Raw genomic sequence first — 22,059 nt, 5'->3', positions numbered from 1 at the left:
CAGCGCGGTGATTGAATCCTGACCTATGCCAATGGGGAAATCTCTCGCTGCCCTCTGCACTGCCGTCGGACTCTGTCTGACGAGCGCGCTGTCGTGGGCGGGCGAAGTCCGCCAGGTGGCCGTGGAGACCGGTGCGACCGGGACCCGTGCGGAGATTTCGCTGGCCGGCAGCGGGGGGTACAAGACCCTGTCCCTGGCCGGTCCGAACCGCCTGGTGGTCGATTTCCCGGACTCCAGCGCGATCCGCAACCTCAAACTGCCTGCGCCGAAGGGCGTGGTCACCGCGGTCCGCACCGGGCAGCCGGTGCCGGGCACGTTCCGCGTGGTGTTCGACCTGGCCGAATCGGTGGCGCCGTTCCGTCCGCAGATGATCAAGCAGGGCGATCAGTCGCGGCTGGTGATCGAGTGGCCGGGCGATGCGCCGAGCGCGACCGCCGTTGCCACTGCGCCCGCGCCGATGCCTGCCGCTGCGCAGGCTGCGGTGCCTTCACCGGCGCCGACCGCTTCCGCGCCGGCACCGACCCCCGCGCAGACCGCCGCCCAGTCCGCACAGGCGCGCAGCGATGCCGCGCGCGCCACGGCCTTGCTGACGGCTTCGGTGCGCCAGCAGGCCAGTGCCACGGTCGCCACCTCGGCGCCTGCCCCGGGCCCGACGGCGACCACCGCGACCACCGTGAATGTCGCGGCCGCCGGCACCGCCAACGCCGCCAGCAACAGCGCCTCGCCGGCGGCGATCCTGGCCGGTCAGGCAACCGGCGCCGTCGTCGCCAGTACGCCGGTTCCCACGCCGGTGCCGACGCCGACCCCGGTCGCGCCGCAGGACAATCCGCGTCCGGCGATGCCCAGCGATGCCTCGCGGGTCAAGATGCGTGCGGGCATGCGGCCGCTGGTGATCGCGATCGATCCGGGCCATGGCGGCCAGGATCCCGGCGCGGTCGGCCCGACCGGCAAGCGCGAAAAAGACATCACCCTGGCGGTGGCGCGTGAACTGGCCCGCCAGGTCAACGCAACGCCCGGCCTGAAGGCCTACCTGACCCGCGACAGCGACGTGTTCATCCCGCTGCCGATGCGCGCGCAGAAGGCACGTGCGGCCAAGGCCGACATGTTCATTTCGATCCATGCCGATGCCGCAGAAAACCGTGCGGCGACCGGCTCGTCGGTGTATGTGCTCTCGACCAAGGGTGCCTCCTCGCAGCGCGCCCGCTGGCTGGCCGACAAGGAAAACGCCGCCGATCTGGTCGGTGGCGTACGCCTGCAGCAGACCGAAGGCACCCTGGCCAACGTGCTGCTCGATCTGGCCCAAAGCGGCTACATGAAGGCCTCCGAAGACGCGGCCGGGCACGTGCTCGGCGGCCTGAAGCGGATCGGCAAGAACCACAAGCCCAACATCGAACGCGCCAACTTCGCGGTGCTGCGTACCTCGGACATGCCGGCGATGCTGGTCGAAACCGCCTTCATCTCCAATCCGGATGAAGAGCGCCGGCTGATCGACCCGGCGTACCAGCGCCAGATTGCCGGTGCGGTGCTCGATGGCGTGCATACCTTCTTCAGCCGCCAGCCGCCGCCGGGCACCCTGTACGCCGCGCGCGCCCAGGCCGAAATCGACGCCGCCGGTACCGTGGCGGGTGGCAGCAAGTAACCCCTGCGGGTTGCATCGCCCGGCGCACGCTATCATCACGGGATGACGTCCGTTTCCCGCCTCCGCCTCGCCGCCCCGCCTGCCACCTCCGCTGCCGGGAGGTGCGCATGAGCATCCGTCAGCTCCCCGACATCCTGATCAACCAGATCGCCGCCGGCGAAGTGGTCGAACGCCCCGCGTCCGTGGTCAAGGAACTGGTCGAGAACGCGCTGGATGCGGGCGCCACCCGGGTCGATATCGACCTGGAAGAGGGCGGCGTGCGGCTGATCCGGATCCGCGACGACGGCGGTGGCATCGCACCGGAAGAACTCGCGCTGGCGGTGTCGCGACACGCCACGAGCAAGATCGCCAGCCTGGATGATCTGGAATCGGTGGCCACGCTCGGCTTCCGCGGCGAAGCGTTGCCGTCGATCGCCTCGGTGAGCCGTTTCACCCTGAGCTCGCGCCGCGCCATCGACGAGCACGGCTCCGCCTTGCAGATCGAAGGCGGCCGGCTCGGCGAAGTGACCCCACGCGCGCATGCGCCCGGCACCACGGTGGAAGTGCGCGAGCTGTTCTACAACGTGCCGGCGCGCCGCAAGTTCCTGCGTGCCGAGCGCACCGAGCTGGGCCATATCGAAGAGTGGCTGCGTTCGCTCGCGCTGGCGCGCCCGGATGTCGAGCTGCGCGTATCGCACAATGGCAAACCCTCGCGTCGCTACAAGCCCGGTGATCTGTATTCCGACGCGCGCCTCGGCGAGACGCTGGGCGAAGATTTCGCCAACCAGGCGCTGCGCGTGGACCACAGCGGTGCCGGCCTGCGCCTGCATGGCTGGATCGCGCAGCCGCATTATTCGCGGGCCAGCACCGATCAGCAGTACCTGTACGTCAACGGCCGCTCGGTGCGTGACCGCAGCGTCGCGCACGCGGTGAAGATGGCCTACGGCGACGTGCTGTTCCATGGCCGCCAGCCGGCGTATGTGCTGTTCCTGGAACTGGACCCGACCCGCGTCGACGTCAACGTGCATCCGGCCAAGCATGAAGTGCGTTTCCGCGATTCTCGGCTGATCCATGACTTCGTCTACCGCACGCTCAAGGAAGCCTTGGCTGAAACACGCGCTGGCATGACCGCGGCCGGTCCGCAGGTGCATGCCACCGAGAGTGTTGCCACTGCGGCGCCAGCCTATGGTCTGCCGCCTTCCGGCGGCAGCGGCTATGCACTCGCCGGTAATGGAGCAGGTGGTGGTGGTGGCATCGGTGGCGACTGGCGCCCGCAGCAATCACCGCTGGGGCTGCGCGTGGCGGATGCGCCGTCCGCCTATGCAGCGCTGTATGGCGCGCCCGGCGGAGCCTCCGCGGCGGGCACCTTGCCGCCGATGCCGACCGAAAACGGTCTGCCGGTGACCGCCGCCGACAGTGGCGTGCCACCGCTGGGCTATGCGATCGCGCAGCTGCATGGCATCTACATCCTGGCCGAGAACGCCGAAGGCCTGATCGTGGTGGACATGCATGCCGCGCACGAACGCATCGGCTACGAACGCCTGAAAACCGCGCACGATGGCATGGGCCTGCATGCGCAGCCGCTGCTGGTACCGATCACCCTGGCGGTCGGCGAACGCGATGCCGATACCGCCGAGCGCGAGGCCGAGACCTTGACCTCGCTGGGCTTTGAAATCACCCGCGCCGGCCCCGGCTCGCTGCACGTGCGCAGCATTCCGGCGCTGCTGGCCAATGCCGAACCCGAGGCGCTGCTGCGCGACGTGCTGACCGACCTGCGCGAACATGGCCAGAGCCGGCGCATCGCCAGTGCCCGCGACGAACTGTTGTCCACCATGGCCTGTCACGGTGCGGTGCGCGCCAACCGGCGCCTGACGGTGCCGGAGATGAACGGACTGTTGCGCGACATGGAAATCACCGAGCGCTCGGGTCAGTGCAATCACGGCCGACCGACCTGGGCGCGTTTTTCACTGGCGGAAATCGACCGCTGGTTCCTGCGCGGACGTTGAGGGGAAGGTCATGGGGAAGCACTGGGGAGTGTGGGCCGCCGCGTTGCTGCTGGCCGTGGGCGTGTCCGCGTGTGGCGGCAGGAACGAGGCGGCGCCGGCGAAGGTCGCCATCGATCCGGCCTTCGAAGCCGGACAGCAGCAGTGGCGGCAACAGCGCTACGAGGCGCTGCATGCCGCCGATGGCTGGACCAGCCTGGTCGGCCTGCATTGGCTGGAGCACAAAGCGCATTACATCGGTCGCGGGCCCGGCAGCGGCATCCGCCTCGCCGTGGGCCCGGACAAGCTCGGCATGGTCGCGCGTGAAGGCACGACTGTCTGGTTCACGCCGGAGCGTGGCGTGCCGATGCGCGTGGAGGGCAAACCGGTCACCGGCCGCATCCGCTTCTTCAGCGATCGTGATCCCACCCCGACGGTCATCGCCTTCGACGACGACAAGGGCCAGCTCAGCCTGATTCATCGGGGCGAGCGTTTCGCGCTGCGGGTCAAGCATGCCGATGCGCCGTCGCGGACGAACTTCACCGGCCTGACCTACTGGCCGGGCGGTCCCACCTGGCGCGTCACCGCGCGCTTCGTGCCGCATCCGGCCGGCAAGACGCTGCCGATCGTGGACATCACCGGGTTGACCACGAACATGCCCAATGCCGGCGCACTGGAATTCGAGCGCGACGGCCGCACCTGGCGGCTGGAAGCGATCGGCGAACCGGGCCGCGACCTGTTCGTCATCTTCGGCGACCGCACCAGCGGCCACGGCAGCTACCCGGCGGGTCGTTATCTGGATCTGCCCGCGCCCGATGACCAGGGCCGCGTGGTGATCGATTTCAATCACGCCTACAACCCACCGTGCGCGTTCACCCCGTTCGCGACCTGCCCGCTGACGCCCCCTGAAAACCGCCTGGACCTGCGCGTGGACGCAGGCGAGCAGGCGTACCACGCTCCCGAAGGAGAGGCTTGAACATGTCGATGTTGTCGCGCCTGTTGTCCCCGATGCTGATCGCCGCGGGCCTGTTGATCGGTGCCGGTGGTGCCGAGGCACGCCCGGCCGCGCCCGCCGCGCCCGTGGCCAAGGCCACGCCGCCGGTTCCCCTGCTGTGGAAAGTGACCGGCCCCGGCGACAGCCGCCTGTACCTGCTGGGCTCGTTCCACCTGCTGCAGCCCAGCGATTACCCGCTCTCGCCGGACGTCGACGCGGCGTTCGCGGCCTCGCAGCGCGTGGTGTTCGAGCTGTCCCCGCAGGACATGGAATCGCCGCAGCTGGCGCAGAAAATGGTCCAGGCCGCGGTGCGTACCGATGGTTCCGAGCTCAAGCGCGATCTGGATGCGGCGACCTGGACCAGGCTCCAGGCCTACGCACAGCAGAACAAGCTGCCGCTGGCCCAGTTGCAGGGCATGAAGCCGTGGTTCGTCGGCCTGACCATTACGCTGAGTCAGTTCACCAAGATGGGCCTGGACCCGGCGCTCGGCCTGGATCGTCATTTCATGACCCGCGCCGCGAGTGCAGGCAAGGCGACCGACGGGCTGGAGGACATCGATACCCAGGTCGCGGTGCTGTCGGGGATGTCGGCCAAGGAACAGCAGCAGATGGTGGCCGAGGCGCTGGAGCAGGCCGGCAAGGGCGACGAGATGGGCCGCAAGCTGCACGATGCCTGGCGCCGGGGCGACGACAAGCTGCTGTGGACCTCGATGGCCACTGAAATGCGCGGCCAGTACCCGCAGCTCTACAAGCGCATCAACAGCGACCGCAACGACGCCTGGGTGCCCAAGCTGCAGCAGCACCTGCAGGCCGGGCAGGGCGGCACGATGGTGGTGGTCGGCACCCTGCATCTGCTCGGCAACGATGGCGTGGTCGAAAAGCTGCGGGCCAAGGGCTACAAGGTCGAGCGCGTCTGCACCGGCTGCGCCAAGCCCAGGCGCTGATGCGCGCGGGCTGGACGGCGCCAGGGCTGGCCGGACGGCGACGCTGACGTCGCCCGGCCCCTGAACGAAAAAGGCGCGGCCCGTAGGCTGCGCCTTTTCTCTGTGTGCTGGGACCGCGGACTCAGCGGCGGGTCTTGCCCGCGCCCGGTGCCGGGGTTTCCGGCTTCTTGCCGGCACCGGTGCCGGTACCCGTGCCTGTGCCGGTACCCGTTCCGGTGCCACCCGGGCGGCCGCCGAAGCCGGCGCCCATGTTGCGCTGGAAGTCCTGCCACATTTCCATGTTGCGCTCGGTCAGCTGGTTCATCATCGCCCACGGGGTCTGGCCGAGGAGATTGCCCATCTGCTGGCGGAACTGCTGCTGCTGGTCCAGGAAGACCTGCATGCTGCGCTCCAGGTAGTTGCCCATGAAGCCCTGCAGCGAGTCGCCGTAGAAGCGGATCAACTGGCTGAGCAGCTGGGTGGACAGCATCGGTTCGCCGTCCTGCTCCTGGTCGGCGATGATCTGCAGCAGCACCGAGCGGGTCAGGTCATCGCCACTCTTGGCGTCACGCACCTCGAAGTCCTCGCCATCCAGGATCAGCTGGCGCACATCCTCTATGGTGATGTAGCTGGAGATTTCCGTGTCGTAGAGCCGGCGGTTCGGATACTTCTTGATAATGCGGGTCGCAGCCATGAAGCAGTCACTCATCACAGTAGGCGCGCAGCATGGCGCAGTGCAGCAGCCTATGCAACCGCCATAGGTAGCAAGGGGCCGCATTTATGTTGCGCAACATGGGGTGCAGCAAATTCGCCCTTCTCCGGGCCCTTACCACCCCATGTGGTGGCCGCCGTTGATGTCCAGGTTGGAGCCGGTGATCCAGGACGCTTCGTCGTTGACCAGGAAGGCCACCGCGTAGGCGATCTCTTCCGGCTTGCCGAGGCGGCCGGTGGGGATGTCGGCGATGATCTTGGCACGCACCTCGTCCGGCACGGCCATCACCATGTCGGTGGCCACATAGCCGGGCGAAATCGTGTTCACGGTGATGCCGAAGCCTGCATTCTCACGCGCCAGCGAAATGGTGAAGCCGTGCATGCCGGCTTTGGCGGCGGCGTAGTTGGCCTGGCCATACTGGCCCTTCAGGCCGTTGATCGAGCTGATCTGGATGACCCGGCCCCAGCCGCGGCGGCGCATGCCCTCGATGACCGGGCGGGTGACGTTGAACACCGAGTTGAGGTTGGTGTTGATCACATCGTGCCACTGGTCCGCGCGCATGCGGTGGAACGTGGTGTCGCGGGTGATGCCGGCGTTGTTGATCAGGATCTCGACCGGGCCCAGCGCCGCTTCGACGGCCTGCACCATGCTCTCGGCGGTGCCGGGGTCGGACACATCGCCCGGGAAGATCGCCACATCGCAGCCGCGGGCCAGCATCTTCTCGCGCCAGGCCTTGGCTTTTGCTTCGTCACGGTAGTTGGTGGCGACCCGATGGCCCTGGTCGGCCAGACGTTGGCAGATGGCAGTACCGATACCGCCGGTACCACCGGTGACCAGTGCGACGCGAGATGTCATGAGCAGCTACTCCGAAAGGCAGGGCCAACAAGGGGGAAAACGATTCTGCAACATCAGCGGGCAAAAGGGGCAGCCTCGCCAGCCGCATGCAGGGTTGAAATGTCGCCCGGTGGCAACCGTGCCGGATCGAAGCTGGCGGCGGCCTGCCGCAGCCAAAGGTCGACCTCGTCGACCGTCGCGCCGATCGCCGGATCCTGACCCAGCTGCCGCCACGCCTGGCGCAGGGCCGGCAGCGGTTGGGCGGGGTCGATCGGCCGCGCGGCCTCGGACTTGGACAGCTTGCGCCCGTCGGGGCCGAGCAGCAGTGGCAGATGCAGGTAGCGCGGTGTCGGCAACCCGAGCGCCTGCTGCAGCAGGATCTGGCGCGGGGTCGAGTCGAGCAGGTCGGCCCCGCGGACCACGTCGGTCACCTGCTGCGCACCATCATCGACCACCACCGCCAGTTGGTACGCCCAGTAGCCGTCGGCCCGGCGCAGCACCACATCGCCGACCTCGGCGTGCACGTCCTGGACGATCGTGCCCTGCAGGCCGTCATCCAAGCGGACCACGCTGCCCGGTGGCACCCGCAGCCGCACGGCAGGGTGCGCGCGTTCGGCGCGGGCCACGCAGCGGTGGTGGATGCCGCCCTGCGCGGCCAGCTCGCTGCGGCTGCAATGGCAGACAAACGCCTTGTCCTCGCGCAGCAGCCGCTCCAGCGCCGCCTCATACAGCGCATCGCGCTGGCTCTGATGCACCACCGGCCCGTCGCTGATGAGTCCGCAGGCGGCCAGCATGGCCAGCTGGCCGCTTGCGGCGCCGGGCACCGTTCGAGGAGGATCGACGTCCTCCACCCGCACCAGCCAGCGGCCGCCGGCGTGGCGCGCGAGCAGCCAGCTGCCCAGCGCCGCCAGCAGTGAGCCGGGGTGCAGGGGGCCGGTGGGCGAGGGCGCAAAGCGCCCGCAATAGGAGGGATCGGACATGGACTATGAATCGTCGGTCAGTTTGCGACTTGAATTCAAGCTGAAGTCACCGCAGATTTGCACTCATCAACCTCCCACGAGCGTCCTTTTCCCATGTTCAGTCGCATTGCTCTCTTCCTTCTGACCAACTTTGCGGTGCTGATCCTGGCCGGCATCGTGATGTCGGTACTGGGCGTCAATCCCAACCAGATGAGCGGTCTGCTGGTCTTTGCGGCCATCTTCGGCTTCGGGGGCTCGTTCATCTCCCTGCTGCTGTCCAAGTTCATGGCCAAGCGCTCCACCGGCGCGGTGGTGATCACCGAGCCGCGCAACCAGACCGAGCGCTGGCTGCTGGCCACCGTGGAACGCCAGGCCCGCGAGGCCGGCATCGGCATGCCCGAAGTGGCGGTGTATGAAGGCCCTGAAATCAACGCGTTCGCCACCGGCGCCAACCGCAACAAGGCCCTGGTCGCGGTCTCCACCGGCCTGCTGCACAACATGAGCGAAGACGAAGCCGAAGCCGTGCTCGGCCATGAAATCGCCCACGTCGCCAATGGCGACATGATCACCATGGCTCTGTTGCAGGGCGTGCTCAACACCTTCGTCATCGTCCTCGCCCGCATCGTGGGCGGCTTCATCGACAGCGCCCTGTCCGGCAACCGCGAAGGCGGCGGCCGCGGCTTTGCGTACTACATCATCGTGTTCGTGCTGGAAATGGTGTTCGGCCTGTTCGCCACCATGATCTCCATGTGGTTCTCCCGTCACCGCGAATTCCGCGCCGATGCCGGCGGTGCCCACCTGGCCGGCCGCCAGAAGATGATCGCCGCGCTGGAACGCCTCAAGGTCAACCACGGCCAGAGCACCCTGCCGACCCAGATCGCCGCCTTCGGCATCGCTGGCGGCGCTGCCAAGAAGCTGTTCATGAGCCACCCGCCGCTGGACGAGCGCATCGCCGCGCTTCGCGCCGCCAACAACACCGTGGTGTAACCCACACCGCAGTGCGCTGACCAGAACGCCCGGCTTTCGCCGGGCGTTTTTGTTGGACGCGGCCTCGGGCCCTCAGCAATGGAGGCGCTGCCGTTGCCGTTCGCAGCCGTTCAACAGCAGCCGACCAGCGGTCGGCACTACCGACGCACGACGAGCCAGGCACGCGTTGACCCGTCCAGCAGGGCGCACGATGACAGCCCCACAAACGCAGACGGCGCCCGAAGGCGCCGTCGTCATGCAGATCGCAACCCGCCCGATCAGAACTTCGCGTCGAACTCCGCCGCGTAGCCGGTATTGACCAGGACCTTCTGCAGCGCATCGCTGATCTTCACGTTGCCCGCCACGATCTGCTGGGTTTCCGGACCACGGCTGTCCATGCGGGCCGGGGTCGCGCCCTTGAAATCGCAGACCCGGCCACCGGCCTCACGGACCAGCAGCACGCCGGCTGCGATATCCCACGCCTTCACGCCGGCCTCGAAGTACGCATCGGCGCGGCCACAGGCGACATAGGCCAGATCCAGCGCCGCCGAACCGGTGCGGCGCACATCTTCGGCCTGCACCAGCAGCGCATCGACGGCCTTCAGCTGCGCACTCGTGCGCTGGCGCTCACGCGGGGCAAAGCCGGTATGGATCATCGCGCCGCCCAGATCCTTGCGCTCGGCAATACGGATACGGCGGTCGTTGAACACCGCGCCCGCGCCACGGCTGGCGGTAAACAGCTCATTGCGGAGCGGATCGAAGATCACCGCGTCGATCGGCTCACCGTTCTCGACCAGGGCGATGGACACGCAGTAATGGGGGAAGCCGCGCAGGTAGTTGCTGGTGCCGTCCAGCGGATCGATGACCCACATGTAACGGTTGACCGACTGCACGCCACCTTCCTCACCCATGATCCCGTACTCGGGATAGGCGCGCTTGAGTTCCTTGACGATGACCTTTTCCGCATCTGCATCGACTTCACTGGCATAGTCCATGCGGCCCTTCTGCACGACGTTCAACGCCTCGAGCTTGTTGATGTTGCGCAACAGGACGTTGCCGGCGAGGCGGGCGGCCTTGACCATGACGGTGACGGCGGGTTTCTGCATGGCGAAAAGCTCCCGTAAAGGCAGAGTAGGGGTTTGGCGGGGGAAAAGAGCGGTCCCGGCGCAGAGGCCGGTCGCACAGTTTACCATTTGTCGCTGTCCTGCTCCCATTTGGCCTGTTCATGTCCGTTGAAACCGCTCCCGCCCGCATCCGTTTCGTCCTGGTCGGCACCCAGCACCCGGGAAACATGGGGGCGGCCGCGCGGGCCATGAAAACCATGGGCCTGGGCCGCCTGGTCCTGGTGGCCCCGGAAAAACCGCTCGATGAAGAGGCCTTCCGCCGCTCCGCCGGCGCCGAAGATGTCCTCGGTGACGCCCCGGTCGTGGCGACCCTGGCCGAGGCCGTGGCCGATTGCCGCTTCGTGCTGGGCTGCACCGCCCGCTCGCGTCGGGTGCAGCTGGAAGAGCTACTGCCGGCCGTGGCTGCCCAGCGGGTGCTGGCCAAGGCCGCCGAGCCGGCCGAAGTCGCCTTCGTGTTCGGCCGCGAGCGCACCGGCCTGACCAATGAAGAGCTGCAGCTCTGCCATGCGGCCGTGCACATTCCCTCCAACCCGGAGTTCAGTTCCTTGAACCTGGCCGCCGCCGTCCAGGTGCTGGCCTATGAAGTGCGCATGGCGATCCTCGGCGCCGCCGAGGCCCCGGTCGCTGCCCCGGCCGACCCCGGTTTCGGCGAAGCGCCGGCCAGCCATGCCCAGGTCGAAGGCCTGTTCGGCCAGCTCGGCGATACCCTCGATGAGATCGATTTCCACAAGGGCCGTGCGCCCGAATCGGCGATGCGCAAGCTGCGCCGCCTGTTCCTGCGGACGGAACTGAGCGAACAGGAAGTGCGGCTGCTGCGCGGCATCCTGTCCGACGCTCAGCGGATGGCGCGGTTGGCGACGAATAAGCCCCTGTAAGCTGACGCAGTTCTCATTTTTTCGGGTAGTCTGTCTCGATTCCTTGGGGGGAGTGATGGGCTTGTCGAGACTGCGAAGGCTGCTGCAGAGCGTAATGCTGTGTCTGGCCATCGCCGCGATGACCGGTCCGGCTCTGGCCGGGCCCGCCCATGTCCTGGTGCTGGGCCGGATCAGCGACGACCCCAAGTCACACTATGCGCAACTGCAGCCCCTGCTCGATTACGTGATCCCCCGCATGCACGACGTCGGTATCACCGAAGGCCGCATCCTCATGGCGCGCGATGCCCAGCAGATGGGCAGCTACCTGCGCCGCGGCCGGGTCGACTGGGTGACCGAAACCTCCGGCACCGCCGTGGCCTTGGGATTGCGCAGCGGCGCCAGACCGCTGCTGTTGACCGAGCGCAGCGGCGTGCGCGACTACCACACCGTGTTCTTCGTGCGCCGCGAGAGTCCCATCCAGACCCTGGAAGACCTGCGCGGGCACACCCTGGCCCTGCAGAACGTGGCGTCCACCAGTGCGTATCTCGTGCCGGTCATGACCCTGCTGCAGCATGGCGAAACGCCGGAGATCCTGGCCTCGATCGGTGATGTCGCCGCGCCGGATACGGTGGGCTACGTGTTCGCACGGTCGGAGTCGAACATCGCCACGTTCGTGCACAAGGGGCTGGTCGACGCGGGGGCGGTGAGCAGCGTGGACTGGTCCGATGGCAAGCGCATTCCCGCCAATTTCCTGCGCGATTTCCGCGTCATCCATCGCACCGCGCCGTACCCGCGGGCGGTCGAGATGGTGCGCGAGGGCCTGGACCCGCAGGTGCGCGACCGCCTGCAGCAGGTGCTGCTGGACGCCGCGTCCGATCCGCAGGCACGGCCGGCATTGAAGACGTTTTTTGGTACTTCCGGGTTCCACCGGGTGGATGCGCAGATGCAGCACCGGCTGGATGAATTGAAACAAGGCTTGACGCGCGTGCGGATGGAAGTGGAATGAGTCGCTTGGGTTCCGGAATGCAGGCCCGCTTCGTGCTGGCGATGGGCGGCGCGATGCTGGTCGTGGTGGCGATCGTGGCCGTGGTGCTTGGGCGCCAGGCCACGATGCAGGAGGAGGTGCAGCACCTCAGTGGCACGGTCATCCATGACCTGTTCGACCGCAGCGTGCGCAGCCGGGGCGAAGCGCTGGCGCGTGAGCTGTCCGATGCGCTGGCCAACCCGCTGTACTACAACGACCTGGAGCAGGTCGGGGCGCTGGTGCGCAATACCTCCCGGCAGCAGGTGGTGCGTTATGTGCTGGTGTTCGACGACCGGGGCCGGCTGATCCACGATGGCACGGTGGACGTGCTGGAGTTCGGCCAGCCCATGACCGACCCGCTCGCTGCGGGCGCCGCCGGCGCGCGCGAGCTGGTGGTGCAGGCCTCGCCCAAGGTGCTCGACAACGCGATGCCGATCATGATCGGCAACCAGCGGATCGGCGGGGTGCGCGTGGGCATGGCGCTGGACGATGTGCAGGCGATGGAGCGGCAGGCCAACCAGACCCTGGGCGATCGCCTGCAGCAGGTCGGCAAGCGCCATCTGGGGTGGCTGCTGCTGATGCTCGGCCTGCTGATCGGGATCGGCGCGGTGGTGATCATCTACGTGCAGCGCACGCTGGTCACGCCGATCCGTTGGCTGGCCGGTGCTGCCCGCCAGATCGAGGCGGGCGATTACACCCTGCGGATGCCGGAGAGCCGCCGGCAGGACGAGGTCGGCGAGTTGATGCGTGCGTTCGACCGCATGAGCCAGGCGATCGCGCGGCATGACCGCGAAGTGCGGCACATGGCCTATACCGATGCGCTGACCGGCCTGACCAACCGGCTGGCGTTCCGCGAGGCGCTCGATCATCGCCTGATGGCGGCGCGCGCCTCCGGACACCGGCTGGGGCTGCTGTTCGCCGACATGGACGATTTCAAGCGGGTCAACGACACCCTGGGCCACGAGGCCGGCGACGAGGCGCTGCTGCAGTTCGCGCAGCGGATCAGCGCGGCGGTCGCCCAGGCCGGCGGCGACGAGGCGTTGTTGGCGCGCTTCGGCGGCGATGAGTTCGTGATCCTGATCGGTGAGGGAGATGTCGCCGCCGGGGCCCGCGAACTGGCCGAGATCCTCGTGCGCGAGCTGGGCAAGCCGCTCGTGGTGCAGGGCCGGGAGCTGTTCCTGGGCACCTCGATCGGCGTGACCCTGTTCCCCGACGATGCCGCCGATGCCACCACGCTGCTGAAGAACGGCGACATCGCGATGTACCAGGCCAAGATGGCCGGCAAGAACTGTTACCGCTATTACAGCCGGGCGATGGACCATGCGGTCGAGCGCCGGGTGCACATGGAGCAGGAGCTGCGCGGTGCCTGGGAGCGCGGCGAACTGCGGCTGGCCTACCAGCCGATCTTCCGCACCCGCGACCGTCGCATGGTCGGGGTGGAGGTGCTGCTGCGCTGGCAGCACCCGACCCTCGGCACGATTCCGCCCTCGGTGTTCATCGAAGTCGCCGAGCAGAGCGGCTTGATCGAGGTGATCGGCCCCAAGGTCCTGCGCGCGGCCTGCACCGAGGCGGTGCAATGGCCAGCCGGCGTGGACGGCGAGGGCCTGTTCGTGTCGGTCAACGTGTCACCGCGCCAGCTGCGGGGCGGGGAACTGCCGACCCTGGTCGCCGACTGCCTGCGCGATACCGGCCTGCCGGCCTCGCGCCTGCACCTGGAGCTGACCGAAACGGCGGTGATCGGCGATGAAATGCTGGCTGCGGCGCTGCTGGACAAGCTGCACCGGACCGGCGTCAAGGTCTGGCTGGATGATTTCGGGACCGGCTTCTCGGGCTTGAGCCACCTGCGCCAGGTGCCGGTGGACGGGGTCAAGATCGACAAGAGTTTCGTCGCCGACATGCAGCGCGACCCGGACGACCTGGCCCTGACCACGGCGATCATCGCCATGGCCCATGCGCTGGGGATCACCGTGGTCGCCGAAGGCATCGAGCAGGAAGTGCAGTTCGACCTGCTGGCCCAGCGCGGCTGCGACCTGGCCCAGGGCTACTGGCTCAGCCACCCGGTCAGCGCGACCGAGGTCGTGCAGCTCCTCGAATCGGGCCGCTGATTAACGGGGACGGAGGTAGTTAATAACTACCTCCGTCCCCGTTAATTACACCGGCCGCTTGCTGCTGTCGCCGGAGATCTCGCGGACCAGCTTCGGCACCAGGTAGCCGGACAGGCGCGCGGTCAGCTGCGCATGCAGGTCCTTGGCGGTGTCGTCGTCCACTTCGAAGTGGGCCACGCCTTCGACCCGATCCACCTGGTACAGGTAGTAGGGCAGTACACCGGCGGCGAAGCTGCGCTCGCTCAGTGCCTGCAGCGCCTCGATCGAATCGTTGACCCCGCGCAGCAGCACCGCCTGGTTGAGCAGGGTGGCGCCGGCCTCGCGCAGGCGCGCCATCGCGGCATCCACCGATGCGTCGAATTCGTTGGCATGGTTGGCATGGATCACGAACGCCACCGGCCACGGCAGGCTGCCCAGCCACTGCACCAGTTCGTCGTCCACCCGTTCGGGCAGCACCACCGGCAGCCGGCTGTGGATGCGCAGCCGACGCAGGTGCGGAATCTGCCTGAGCGCCTGGGTCAGCTCGACCAGCTTGTGCGTGGCCAGCGACAGCGGGTCGCCGCCGGACAGGATCACCTCGTCGATGTCCGGGTCCTGCGCGATCGCGTCCACCGCATCGCGCCAGCCCTCGCGGGCCGCGTTCTCGGTGCCGTAGTCGAAATGGCGGCGGAAACAGTAGCGGCAGTTGATCGCGCAGCTGCCGGTGGTGACCAGCAGGGCACGGCCGCGGTACTTCTGGATGACCCCCGTGGCCTTCTTGGCCGCGCCGTCACCGACCGCGTCCAGGCTGAAGCCGGGGACGATCCTGAGCTCGTCGGTGATCGGCAGCACCTGGCGGAGCAGGGGGTCGTGGCGGTCGCCGTGGCGCATCCGGGCCGCGAAGCCCTGCGGCACGCGCACCGCGAACTGGCCGGCCGCTTCGTCCGAGACGCCCAGCTCCACCGGATCCAGCCCCAGCTGCCGCAGCAGCTCGCGCGGGTCGCGGATCGCCTCGCGCCACCGTTGCTGCCAGCGGACGGGGGCGGCCAGGGGCGTGGCGGAAAGCTGCATGGAATGGGGGCCTGCGGTTATCATGTGGGTCAGAAATATCGAGTCACCCCACCGGTGTCGGTGGGATTTCCCATTCTATCCGGCTCGCCGCGCCTGCGCGGCGTTTGCCCATTCAGGAGTTTCAGCATGGCCACTGTTGGCATGAACGACGTCAAGAACGGGATGAAGATCCTGGTCAACAATGAACCAGCGGTCATCACCGAGACCGAATACGTCAAGCCGGGCAAGGGCCAGGCCTTCACCCGCATGAAGTACCGCTTCATCAAGTCGGGCCGCGTGGTCGAAATGACCATGAAGGCGACCGATGACGTGGAGAAGGCCGACGTCGTCGACACCAACATGGACTTCATGTACAGCGACGGCGAGTTCTGGCACTTCATGGACCCGGAATCCTTCGAGCAGGTCCAGGCCACCAAGGCCGGCATGGGCGGCGCGGAGAAGTGGCTGAAGGGCGAAGAGTCCTGCATCGTCACCCTGTGGAACGGTGAGCCGATCTTCGTGCAGCCGCCGAACTTCGTCGAGCTGAAGATCACCGAAACCGACCCGGGCGTCCGTGGCGATACCTCGGGCGGCGGCGGCAAGCCGGCCACCCTGGAAACCGGTGCGGTGGTCCGCGTGCCGCTGTTCGTCAACCAGGATGAAATCATCAAGGTCGACACCCGCTCGGGCGAGTACTCCGCGCGCGCAGGCAAGTAATCCGGAGAAGCCGGATTAGGGTAGAGCCGGCCGTTGGTCGGCTGCGCCACCCGGTAGCCGATCGTTGATCGGCCGGCCCCTGGCAGTACCGACCCTTGGTCGGCACCCAGGCGCAGCCCGGCGGCACTTCCCGACGTTCATGATGCCGACACCACGCGCAGCCGAGCATGGCTCGGCTCTACCTCCAGAGCGCCCCGGTCGCACACGCCTTCGGGGTCGCCGCCCAGCACAGTGAGTCCGCATGACCGACACCGCCCGCATTCCCGAAGCCTGTGACCTGTTGATCGAAGCCGGTTACGTGGTCCCGATCGAACCGCATGCGGTGGTGCTGGAAGACCATGCCGTGGCCGTGCGCGGTGGCGAGATCATCGCGATCCTGCCGCGTGCCGATGCGCGCGAGCGCTTTGCGCCCAAGCAGACGGTCTCGCGCCCGGAGGCGGCGCTGATGCCGGGCCTCGTCAACGCGCATACCCACAATCCTATGACCCTGCTGCGGGGCGTCGCCGACGACCTGCCGCTGATGGTCTGGCTGCAGCAGCACATCTGGCCGGTGGAAGCGGCGGTGATCGGGCCGGAGTTCGTGGCCGACGGCACCACCCTGGCGATCGCCGAGATGCTGCGCGGCGGCACCACCTGCGCCAACGAAAACTACTTCTTCTCCGACGTCCAGGCCGCCGTCTACAAGCAGCACGGGTTCCGTGCGCTGGTCGGCGCGGTGATCATCGATTTCCCGACCGCCTGGGCCAAGACCGACGACGAGTACTTCGCCAAGGCCGGCGAGCTGCACGACCAGTGGCGCAACGACCCGCTGATCGGCACCTCGTTCGCGCCGCATGCGCCGTACACCGTCAACGACGCGAACTTCGAACGCGTGCGCATGCTGTCCGATCAGCTGGACATGCAGGTGCACCTGCACACGCATGAGACCGCGCAGGAAATCAGCGACTCGATCAAGCTGCATGGCCAGCGTCCGCTGGCGCGGCTGGATCGGCTCGGCCTGGTCAACGACCGCCTGATCGCCGTGCACATGACCCAGCTGACCGAGGCGGAAATCCACCTGTGCGCCGAGCGCGGCGTCAGCGTGGTGCACTGCCCGGAATCCAACCTCAAACTGGCCTCCGGCTTCTGCCCGGCCTGCGCCCTGCAGCGCGCCGGCGTGAACCTGGCGATCGGCACCGACGGCTGCGCCAGCAACAACGATCTGGACATGTTCAGCGAGAACCGCACCGCGGCGATCCTGGCCAAGGCCGTGGCCAATGACGCGACCGCGCTGGACGCGGCCACCACGCTGCGCGCGGCCACGCTGGGCGGCGCCCGCGCGCTGGGCTTCGGCGACCGCATCGGCTCGATCGAGGTCGGCAAGCAGGCCGACCTGGTCTGCGTGGACCTGTCCGCGCTGGAAACCCAACCGCTGCACCATGTGCTTTCGCAGCTCGTCTACGCCGCCGGCCGCCATCAGGTCAGCGATGTCTGGATCGCCGGCCAGCCCAAGCTGGTCCAGCGCGAACTGATTGGCATGGACACCGCGGCGATCGTCGCCAACGCCCGCCAGTGGCGCGAGCGTATCCGACACATCCGTGCTTGATGCACCAAGGATCCCCATGAACACCCCTCCTGCTTCCACCAATTTCGATCAGGCCGAACTGGACAAGTTCGCCGCGCTCGCCAACCGCTGGTGGGACGTCGACGGCCCGCAGAAGCCGCTGCATGCGCTGAACCCGGTACGCCTGAAGTACGTCGCCCAGCGCGTCACGCTGCGTGGCGCCCGCGTGCTCGACATCGGCTGCGGCGGCGGCCTGCTCAGCGAGGCGCTGGCGAAGGAAGGGGCGGACGTCACCGCGATCGACCTGGCCCCGGAACTGGTCAAGGTCGCGCGCCTGCACGGGCTGGAGTCCGGCGTCAGCGTCGATTACCGCGTGCAGGCCGCTGAAGACCTGGCCGCCGAGCAGCCGGGCAGCTTCGACGTGGTCACCTGCATGGAAATGCTCGAGCACGTACCGGACCCGGGCGCGATCATCGCCGCCTGCCACCGTCTGCTGAAGCCGGGCGGCCAGCTGTTCCTGTCCACCGTCAACCGCACCCCGGCCGCGTTCGCCGTAGCGATCGTCGGTGCCGAGTACGTGGCGCGGCTGCTGCCCAAGGGCACGCACCACTACCAGGATTTCATCAAGCCGGCCGAGCTGGGCAAGTGGCTGCGCGAAGCGGATTTCAACCTGCGCGATGTCAGTGGCATGGCCTACGAGCCGTGGCGCAACCGGGCCCGCCTGAGCACGCGCACCGACATCAATTACCTGGCCCACGCGGTCAAGCCGGACGCCGCCGCCCGTGTCTGAGCTCGGTTTCCCGCCGGCGGTGCTGTTCGATCTGGACGGCACCCTGCTGGACAGCGCGCCGGACATGCTGGCCACCGCCAACGCGATGCTGGCCGAGCGCCGACGTGGGCCGATCACCCTGGGCGCGCTGCGCCCGGTGGTCTCCAAGGGTTCGCGCGCGATGATTTCGGTGGCCTTTCCCGAACTGGGGCAGGTCGAGCGTGATGCGCTGGTGCCGGAGTTCCTGGAACGCTACGAGGCTCTGATCGGCCAGCACGCGGCGCTGTTCGATGGCATCGCCGGCATGCTCGACGCACTTGATGCTGCCGGCTGTGCCTGGGGCATCGTGACCAACAAGCCCGAATACCTGGCCCGCCTGATCGTGCCGCAGCTGGGCTGGGAACAGCGCTGCAAGGTGCTGATCGGTGGCGACACCCTGGCCCAGCGCAAGCCGCATCCGCTGCCGCTGCTGGCCGCGGCTGAACGCATGGGGATCGTACCGGGCACCTGCGTTTACGTCGGCGATGACGAGCGCGACATCGTCGCCGCCAACGCCGCCGGCATGGCCTCCGTCGCCGCCCTGTGGGGCTATCGGCTCGATGCCGACGATCCGATGGCCTGGGGGGCCGACACCCTCGTCGATCTGCCCGAACACCTGCAGCATGCCAAGGCGTGGCCGCTTCCGCGCACGCTCTAGCCTTTCAAGGAATACACCGTGAGTACTTCCAGCGCCCTGGACAGCTTCCTGGACAAGTGGCGGACCCGCTGGCCCGAGTGGCAGGTGGCCGAACGCTTCGTTCCCGAGAACCAGCGTACCCTGGTGGTGGCGTGGTTCTCGCTGCTGCAGGAGTTCGACGACATCCTCAACACCGCCGGCGATCCGATGCCGTCGGACGCCAAACTGGCGTGGTGGGGGGAAGAGCTGCGCAGCTGGGCGGCGCAGCGTTCGCGCCATCCGCTGGGCCGGGTGCTCGAGCCGGTGCGTGCGCCGTGGGCACAGCTGGCCGAGACCCTGCCGGATCTGATCGACGCGCGTGCGATACCGGTCGATCCGGCGCAGGCGCTGCGCGCCTTGCAGGCCTATGCGGCCGCCGTGGCTGCGGTCGAAGCGGTGATGTTCGACAGCCCGGCGCGTGGCGATGTCGCCACCCCGGTGCTGGTGCAGACCCTGGCCCAGCGCCTGCACGAGAGTGGTGTCGCTGCCATTCCGCGTTCGCTGCTGGCCGAGGATGACACCGCCGCGCCGCGCAGGTGGGCGCAGCAGTTGCTGGCGAAGTGGCCGGCGCGGGTAGCCGGCCCGCGGCCCCGACGGCTGTACGCCGCGTTGGCCCGTGCCCGCCAGCAGACCTGGGCGCAGGATCGCCAGTACCAGGCCACGCCGATGCGCACGCTGTGGCTGACCTGGTGGGCTGCGCGCGGCTGAGTGTGCGTGCCGGCCAGCGGCCGGCACGCCGTTATTTCCCGCGTTCCAGCACGAGCAGCGGGTCGATACGGGTATCGAACCAGTTCATGCCCCAGTGCAGGTGCGGGCCCGTCGCGCGACCGGTCGCCCCGACTGCGGCGATCACCTGGCCCTGTTCCACGCGGTCGCCGACCTTCACGTCGATGCGCGACAGGTGCAGGAAGTTCGAACTGATCCCGAACCCGTGATCCAGCAGCAGCGTGCCGCCGGTCAGATACAGGTCCGGGCCGGCGAAGGTGACCACGCCGGCGGCCGGTGCTTTGACCTGCGTGCCGGTGGGGACCGCGATGTCCATGCCGGAGTGACCCGAACCGGGCTGCCCGTTGTAGACGCGCGCATTGCCGAAGCGGCCGCTGATGCGGCCCTGCACCGGCCAGATGAAGGCCTGCGCGAAGTCGGCGCGGTTGTCATCGCGGGCACGCGCGGCGGTGACCTGGGCCTGCTCGCGCTTGATCCGCTCGGCGATCGCCGGCGGCGGGTTGACCGTCTTCGGCGGTACGCCGTTGACACGCTCGGTCGGCCAGTCACGCGGGGTGACGGCGATGCTGACCGTTTCGTTGCCGCCGTCCGGCCGCTGCACCTGGACCTGCAGCGGGCCCTTTTCATCGCGGCCGATGCCGAACACCACGCTGCCGTACCCGCTCACGCGCAGGGTGCGGCCGCCGTACTGCACGACGCTGCCGGCGGGCACCTTGCCGATCACCATCGCGCCCTGCGAGGCGCTGGCCGGAAACACGACCCGCGCGTCGGCCTGGGCCATGACGGGCGAGGGCAGCAGGCTGCCCATCGCCGCGACGCCTGCGGCCGCCAGGGCCGCACTCAACAGCCGTGCCCGCATCAGCGGTCGAAGCTCATGCGCTGGCCGTTCGGCGAACCCACCAGCTTTTCGCCATCCCACGCCAGCTGCCCGTTGACCCAGGTCGAGGCGATGCGCGAGCGGAACGTGGTGCCTTCGAACGGCGACCAGCCGCACTTGGACAGCACGTCTTCGCGTTTGACGGTGAAGGGCACGTCCTCGACCAGCACCAGATCGGCGAAGTAGCCCTCGCGCAGGTATCCGCGCTGGCTGACGTCGAACAGCTGGGCCGGCGCGTGCGCGAACTTCTGCACGACCTGGGTGATCTCCAGCTTGCCTTCGTGCACCAGCTCCAGCGCGGCGACCAGTGCGTACTGGACCAGCGGCAGGCCGGACGGCGCCTGCGCATAGGGCTTCTGCTTCTCTTCCCAGGTGTGCGGCGCGTGATCGGTGGCGAGCACGTCGATCACGTCATCGGCCACCGCACGGGTGAGTGCCTCGCGGTCGCTGGCTTCCTTGATCGCCGGGTTGCACTTGATCAGGTTGCCCAGGCGCGCGTAATCGCTGCGGTCGAAACGCAGGAAGTGGATGCAGGTTTCGGCGGTGATCTGCTTGCGGCTGCCATCGGCGCGGATCAGCGGGCCACGTTCGAACAGGGCCAGCTCGTCGGCGGTGGAGATGTGCAGGACGTGCAGGCGGGTACCGTGCTTCTTCGCCAGCGACACGGCCAGCTGGGAGGACTTCAGGCAGGCCTCGCGCGAGCGGATGTCCGGGTGCTGTTCGGCACTGAGGGCATCGCCGTACTTCTCGGCGTACTCCTTGGCCTTGGCATCGATCATCGGGGTGTCTTCGCAGTGCGTGATGATCGGCGTGGGCGCGTCGCGGAAGATCGCGTCCAGCGTTTCGGGGTTGTCGACCAGCATGTTGCCGGTGGAAGCGCCCATGAACACCTTGATGCCCGGTGCGGTCTTGGGATCCAGCGACTGGATGTGGGCCAGGTTGTCGTTGCTGGCGCCCATGTAGAAGCCGTAATTGGCGCGCGCGCGGCCGGCGGCGGCGTCGTACTTGGACTGCAGGATCTCGGCGTTCAGCGTGGGCGGGTTGGTGTTGGGCATGTCCATGAAGCTGGTCAGGCCCCCGGCGACGGCCGCGGCGGATTCGGTCGCGATGTCACCCTTGTGGGTCAGGCCGGGCTCACGGAAGTGGACCTGGTCGTCGATCATGCCCGGCAGCAGCCAGCGGCCGGCGGCGTCGACGACGGTTTCGCCCGGACGTGCCTCCAGGCCAGGACCGATCTGCGCGATGCGGCCGTCTTCGATGCGCAGGTCGCCCTGGGTGATGGTGCCTTCATTGACGAGGCGGGCGTTGACGATGAGCGTGGAGGACATTCAGTGTTTTCCTGTGCAGCGGCAGGTGGCGTCATGCGCGGCGCGCGGGGGCACCTCGTCGATACCACCGGGATGGAAGGGATGGCAGCGGCCCAGCCGGCGCGCGGCCAGCCAGCTGCCGCGCGCGGGGCCATGGGTGGCGATGGCTTGCATGGCGTATTCAGAACAGCTGGGCATGAAGCGGCAACGCGGCCCCAGCAACGGGCTGATGAAGCGCTTGTAGAAGCGCAGCAGGGCGATGAGCAGGCGTGAGATCACCC

21 protein-coding genes are annotated in these 22,059 nt (G+C 68.1%); 13 read left to right on the top strand and 8 right to left on the bottom strand.

Annotated elements, in window-relative coordinates:
* Nucleotides 1-31 precede the first annotated feature (31 nt).
* The 4 genes from AB9O74_RS12375 to AB9O74_RS12360 all read left to right on the top strand — a co-directional run bounded on the left by AB9O74_RS12375 (nucleotide 32) and on the right by AB9O74_RS12360 (nucleotide 5,538).
* Nucleotides 32-1,639 (top strand): N-acetylmuramoyl-L-alanine amidase, encoded by a 1,608-nt coding sequence (locus AB9O74_RS12375; protein WP_369349487.1) that lies wholly within the window; start codon nucleotides 32-34, stop codon nucleotides 1,637-1,639.
* Between the two features lie 107 nt (nucleotides 1,640-1,746).
* Nucleotides 1,747-3,624, top strand: a complete 1,878-nt coding sequence (gene mutL / locus AB9O74_RS12370; protein WP_369349486.1) for a DNA mismatch repair endonuclease MutL — start codon at nucleotides 1,747-1,749, stop codon at nucleotides 3,622-3,624.
* 10 nt (nucleotides 3,625-3,634) lie between these two features.
* On the top strand, nucleotides 3,635-4,576 hold the full coding sequence (locus AB9O74_RS12365; RefSeq protein ID WP_369349485.1) for a DUF1684 domain-containing protein: 942 nt from the start codon (nucleotides 3,635-3,637) through the stop codon (nucleotides 4,574-4,576).
* 2 nt (nucleotides 4,577-4,578) lie between these two features.
* Nucleotides 4,579-5,538, top strand: coding sequence for a TraB/GumN family protein (locus AB9O74_RS12360; RefSeq protein ID WP_369349484.1), 960 nt, complete (start codon nucleotides 4,579-4,581; stop codon nucleotides 5,536-5,538).
* A 121-nt stretch (nucleotides 5,539-5,659) separates the two neighbouring features.
* On the opposite strand, the gene phaR is transcribed toward AB9O74_RS12360, so the two are convergent.
* From phaR to gluQRS, 3 genes are all read right to left on the bottom strand, one after another.
* The gene (phaR, locus tag AB9O74_RS12355; RefSeq protein WP_369349483.1) at nucleotides 5,660-6,211 is read right to left on the bottom strand and encodes a polyhydroxyalkanoate synthesis repressor PhaR; all 552 of its coding nucleotides are present in this window, start codon (nucleotides 6,209-6,211) and stop codon (nucleotides 5,660-5,662) included.
* Between the two features lie 132 nt (nucleotides 6,212-6,343).
* Complete coding sequence (phbB, locus tag AB9O74_RS12350; RefSeq protein ID WP_152153448.1) at nucleotides 6,344-7,084, bottom strand: acetoacetyl-CoA reductase; 741 nt, start codon at nucleotides 7,082-7,084, stop codon at nucleotides 6,344-6,346.
* A gap of 53 nt (nucleotides 7,085-7,137) precedes the next feature.
* Entirely contained in the window at nucleotides 7,138-8,043 is a 906-nt protein-coding gene (gene gluQRS, locus AB9O74_RS12345; protein ID WP_369349482.1) for a tRNA glutamyl-Q(34) synthetase GluQRS, read from the bottom strand.
* 93 nt (nucleotides 8,044-8,136) lie between these two features.
* On the opposite strand from gluQRS, the gene htpX reads away from it, so the two are divergent.
* Nucleotides 8,137-9,009: a protease HtpX gene (gene htpX / locus AB9O74_RS12340; RefSeq protein ID WP_176989394.1), complete on the top strand. Its 873-nt coding sequence runs from the start codon at nucleotides 8,137-8,139 to the stop codon at nucleotides 9,007-9,009.
* A 257-nt stretch (nucleotides 9,010-9,266) separates the two neighbouring features.
* On the opposite strand, the gene AB9O74_RS12335 is transcribed toward htpX, so the two are convergent.
* Nucleotides 9,267-10,094: an inositol monophosphatase family protein gene (locus AB9O74_RS12335; RefSeq protein ID WP_019182815.1), complete on the bottom strand. Its 828-nt coding sequence runs from the start codon at nucleotides 10,092-10,094 to the stop codon at nucleotides 9,267-9,269.
* 119 nt (nucleotides 10,095-10,213) lie between these two features.
* Between AB9O74_RS12335 and AB9O74_RS12330 the strand changes: the two genes are divergently transcribed.
* From AB9O74_RS12330 to AB9O74_RS12320, 3 genes are all read left to right on the top strand, one after another.
* Nucleotides 10,214-10,987, top strand: a complete 774-nt coding sequence (locus tag AB9O74_RS12330) for an RNA methyltransferase (protein WP_346489886.1) — start codon at nucleotides 10,214-10,216, stop codon at nucleotides 10,985-10,987.
* Nucleotides 10,988-11,081: 94 nt separating this feature from the next.
* A complete protein-coding gene (locus AB9O74_RS12325; protein WP_194243668.1) occupies nucleotides 11,082-11,972 on the top strand; it encodes a phosphate/phosphite/phosphonate ABC transporter substrate-binding protein in 891 nt (296 codons plus the stop codon).
* Complete coding sequence (locus AB9O74_RS12320) at nucleotides 11,969-14,095, top strand: putative bifunctional diguanylate cyclase/phosphodiesterase (RefSeq protein ID WP_369349481.1); 2,127 nt, start codon at nucleotides 11,969-11,971, stop codon at nucleotides 14,093-14,095. Before AB9O74_RS12325 ends, AB9O74_RS12320 begins: the two co-directional genes overlap by 4 nt.
* A gap of 45 nt (nucleotides 14,096-14,140) precedes the next feature.
* Here the strand turns inward: AB9O74_RS12320 and epmB are convergent, their stop codons facing one another.
* Nucleotides 14,141-15,145 (bottom strand): EF-P beta-lysylation protein EpmB, encoded by a 1,005-nt coding sequence (gene epmB, locus AB9O74_RS12315; protein ID WP_369349480.1) that lies wholly within the window; start codon nucleotides 15,143-15,145, stop codon nucleotides 14,141-14,143.
* 126 nt (nucleotides 15,146-15,271) lie between these two features.
* On the opposite strand from epmB, the gene efp reads away from it, so the two are divergent.
* The 5 genes from efp to AB9O74_RS12290 all read left to right on the top strand — a co-directional run bounded on the left by efp (nucleotide 15,272) and on the right by AB9O74_RS12290 (nucleotide 19,576).
* Nucleotides 15,272-15,841, top strand: a complete 570-nt coding sequence (efp, locus tag AB9O74_RS12310; protein WP_019182820.1) for an elongation factor P — start codon at nucleotides 15,272-15,274, stop codon at nucleotides 15,839-15,841.
* 241 nt (nucleotides 15,842-16,082) lie between these two features.
* Nucleotides 16,083-17,426, top strand: a complete 1,344-nt coding sequence (locus AB9O74_RS12305; RefSeq protein ID WP_369349479.1) for a TRZ/ATZ family hydrolase — start codon at nucleotides 16,083-16,085, stop codon at nucleotides 17,424-17,426.
* A gap of 16 nt (nucleotides 17,427-17,442) precedes the next feature.
* On the top strand, nucleotides 17,443-18,174 hold the full coding sequence (gene ubiG / locus AB9O74_RS12300) for a bifunctional 2-polyprenyl-6-hydroxyphenol methylase/3-demethylubiquinol 3-O-methyltransferase UbiG (protein ID WP_346492659.1): 732 nt from the start codon (nucleotides 17,443-17,445) through the stop codon (nucleotides 18,172-18,174).
* Nucleotides 18,167-18,850 (top strand): phosphoglycolate phosphatase, encoded by a 684-nt coding sequence (locus AB9O74_RS12295; protein ID WP_369349478.1) that lies wholly within the window; start codon nucleotides 18,167-18,169, stop codon nucleotides 18,848-18,850. Before ubiG ends, AB9O74_RS12295 begins: the two co-directional genes overlap by 8 nt.
* A gap of 18 nt (nucleotides 18,851-18,868) precedes the next feature.
* Nucleotides 18,869-19,576 (top strand): squalene/phytoene synthase family protein, encoded by a 708-nt coding sequence (locus AB9O74_RS12290; RefSeq protein ID WP_369349477.1) that lies wholly within the window; start codon nucleotides 18,869-18,871, stop codon nucleotides 19,574-19,576.
* Between the two features lie 31 nt (nucleotides 19,577-19,607).
* On the opposite strand, the gene AB9O74_RS12285 is transcribed toward AB9O74_RS12290, so the two are convergent.
* Genes AB9O74_RS12285 through yidD form a run of 3 tightly spaced genes read right to left on the bottom strand, consistent with a single transcriptional unit; the run spans nucleotide 19,608 to nucleotide 22,057 of the window.
* Complete coding sequence (locus AB9O74_RS12285) at nucleotides 19,608-20,453, bottom strand: M23 family metallopeptidase (RefSeq protein ID WP_369349476.1); 846 nt, start codon at nucleotides 20,451-20,453, stop codon at nucleotides 19,608-19,610.
* Complete coding sequence (locus tag AB9O74_RS12280) at nucleotides 20,453-21,799, bottom strand: dihydroorotase (RefSeq protein ID WP_176989404.1); 1,347 nt, start codon at nucleotides 21,797-21,799, stop codon at nucleotides 20,453-20,455. Before AB9O74_RS12280 ends, AB9O74_RS12285 begins: the two co-directional genes overlap by 1 nt.
* Entirely contained in the window at nucleotides 21,800-22,057 is a 258-nt protein-coding gene (yidD, locus tag AB9O74_RS12275) for a membrane protein insertion efficiency factor YidD (protein WP_121038212.1), read from the bottom strand.
* Between the last annotated feature and the right edge of the window lie 2 nt (nucleotides 22,058-22,059).

The sequence above is a fragment of the Stenotrophomonas sp. JAG2 genome, assembly GCF_041080745.1.
In the GTDB taxonomy this organism is placed as follows: domain Bacteria; phylum Pseudomonadota; class Gammaproteobacteria; order Xanthomonadales; family Xanthomonadaceae; genus Stenotrophomonas; species Stenotrophomonas maltophilia_AA.
The sequence above is the reverse complement of the archived record's forward strand: the minus strand, read 5'-3'. Positions and strand labels throughout refer to the sequence as shown.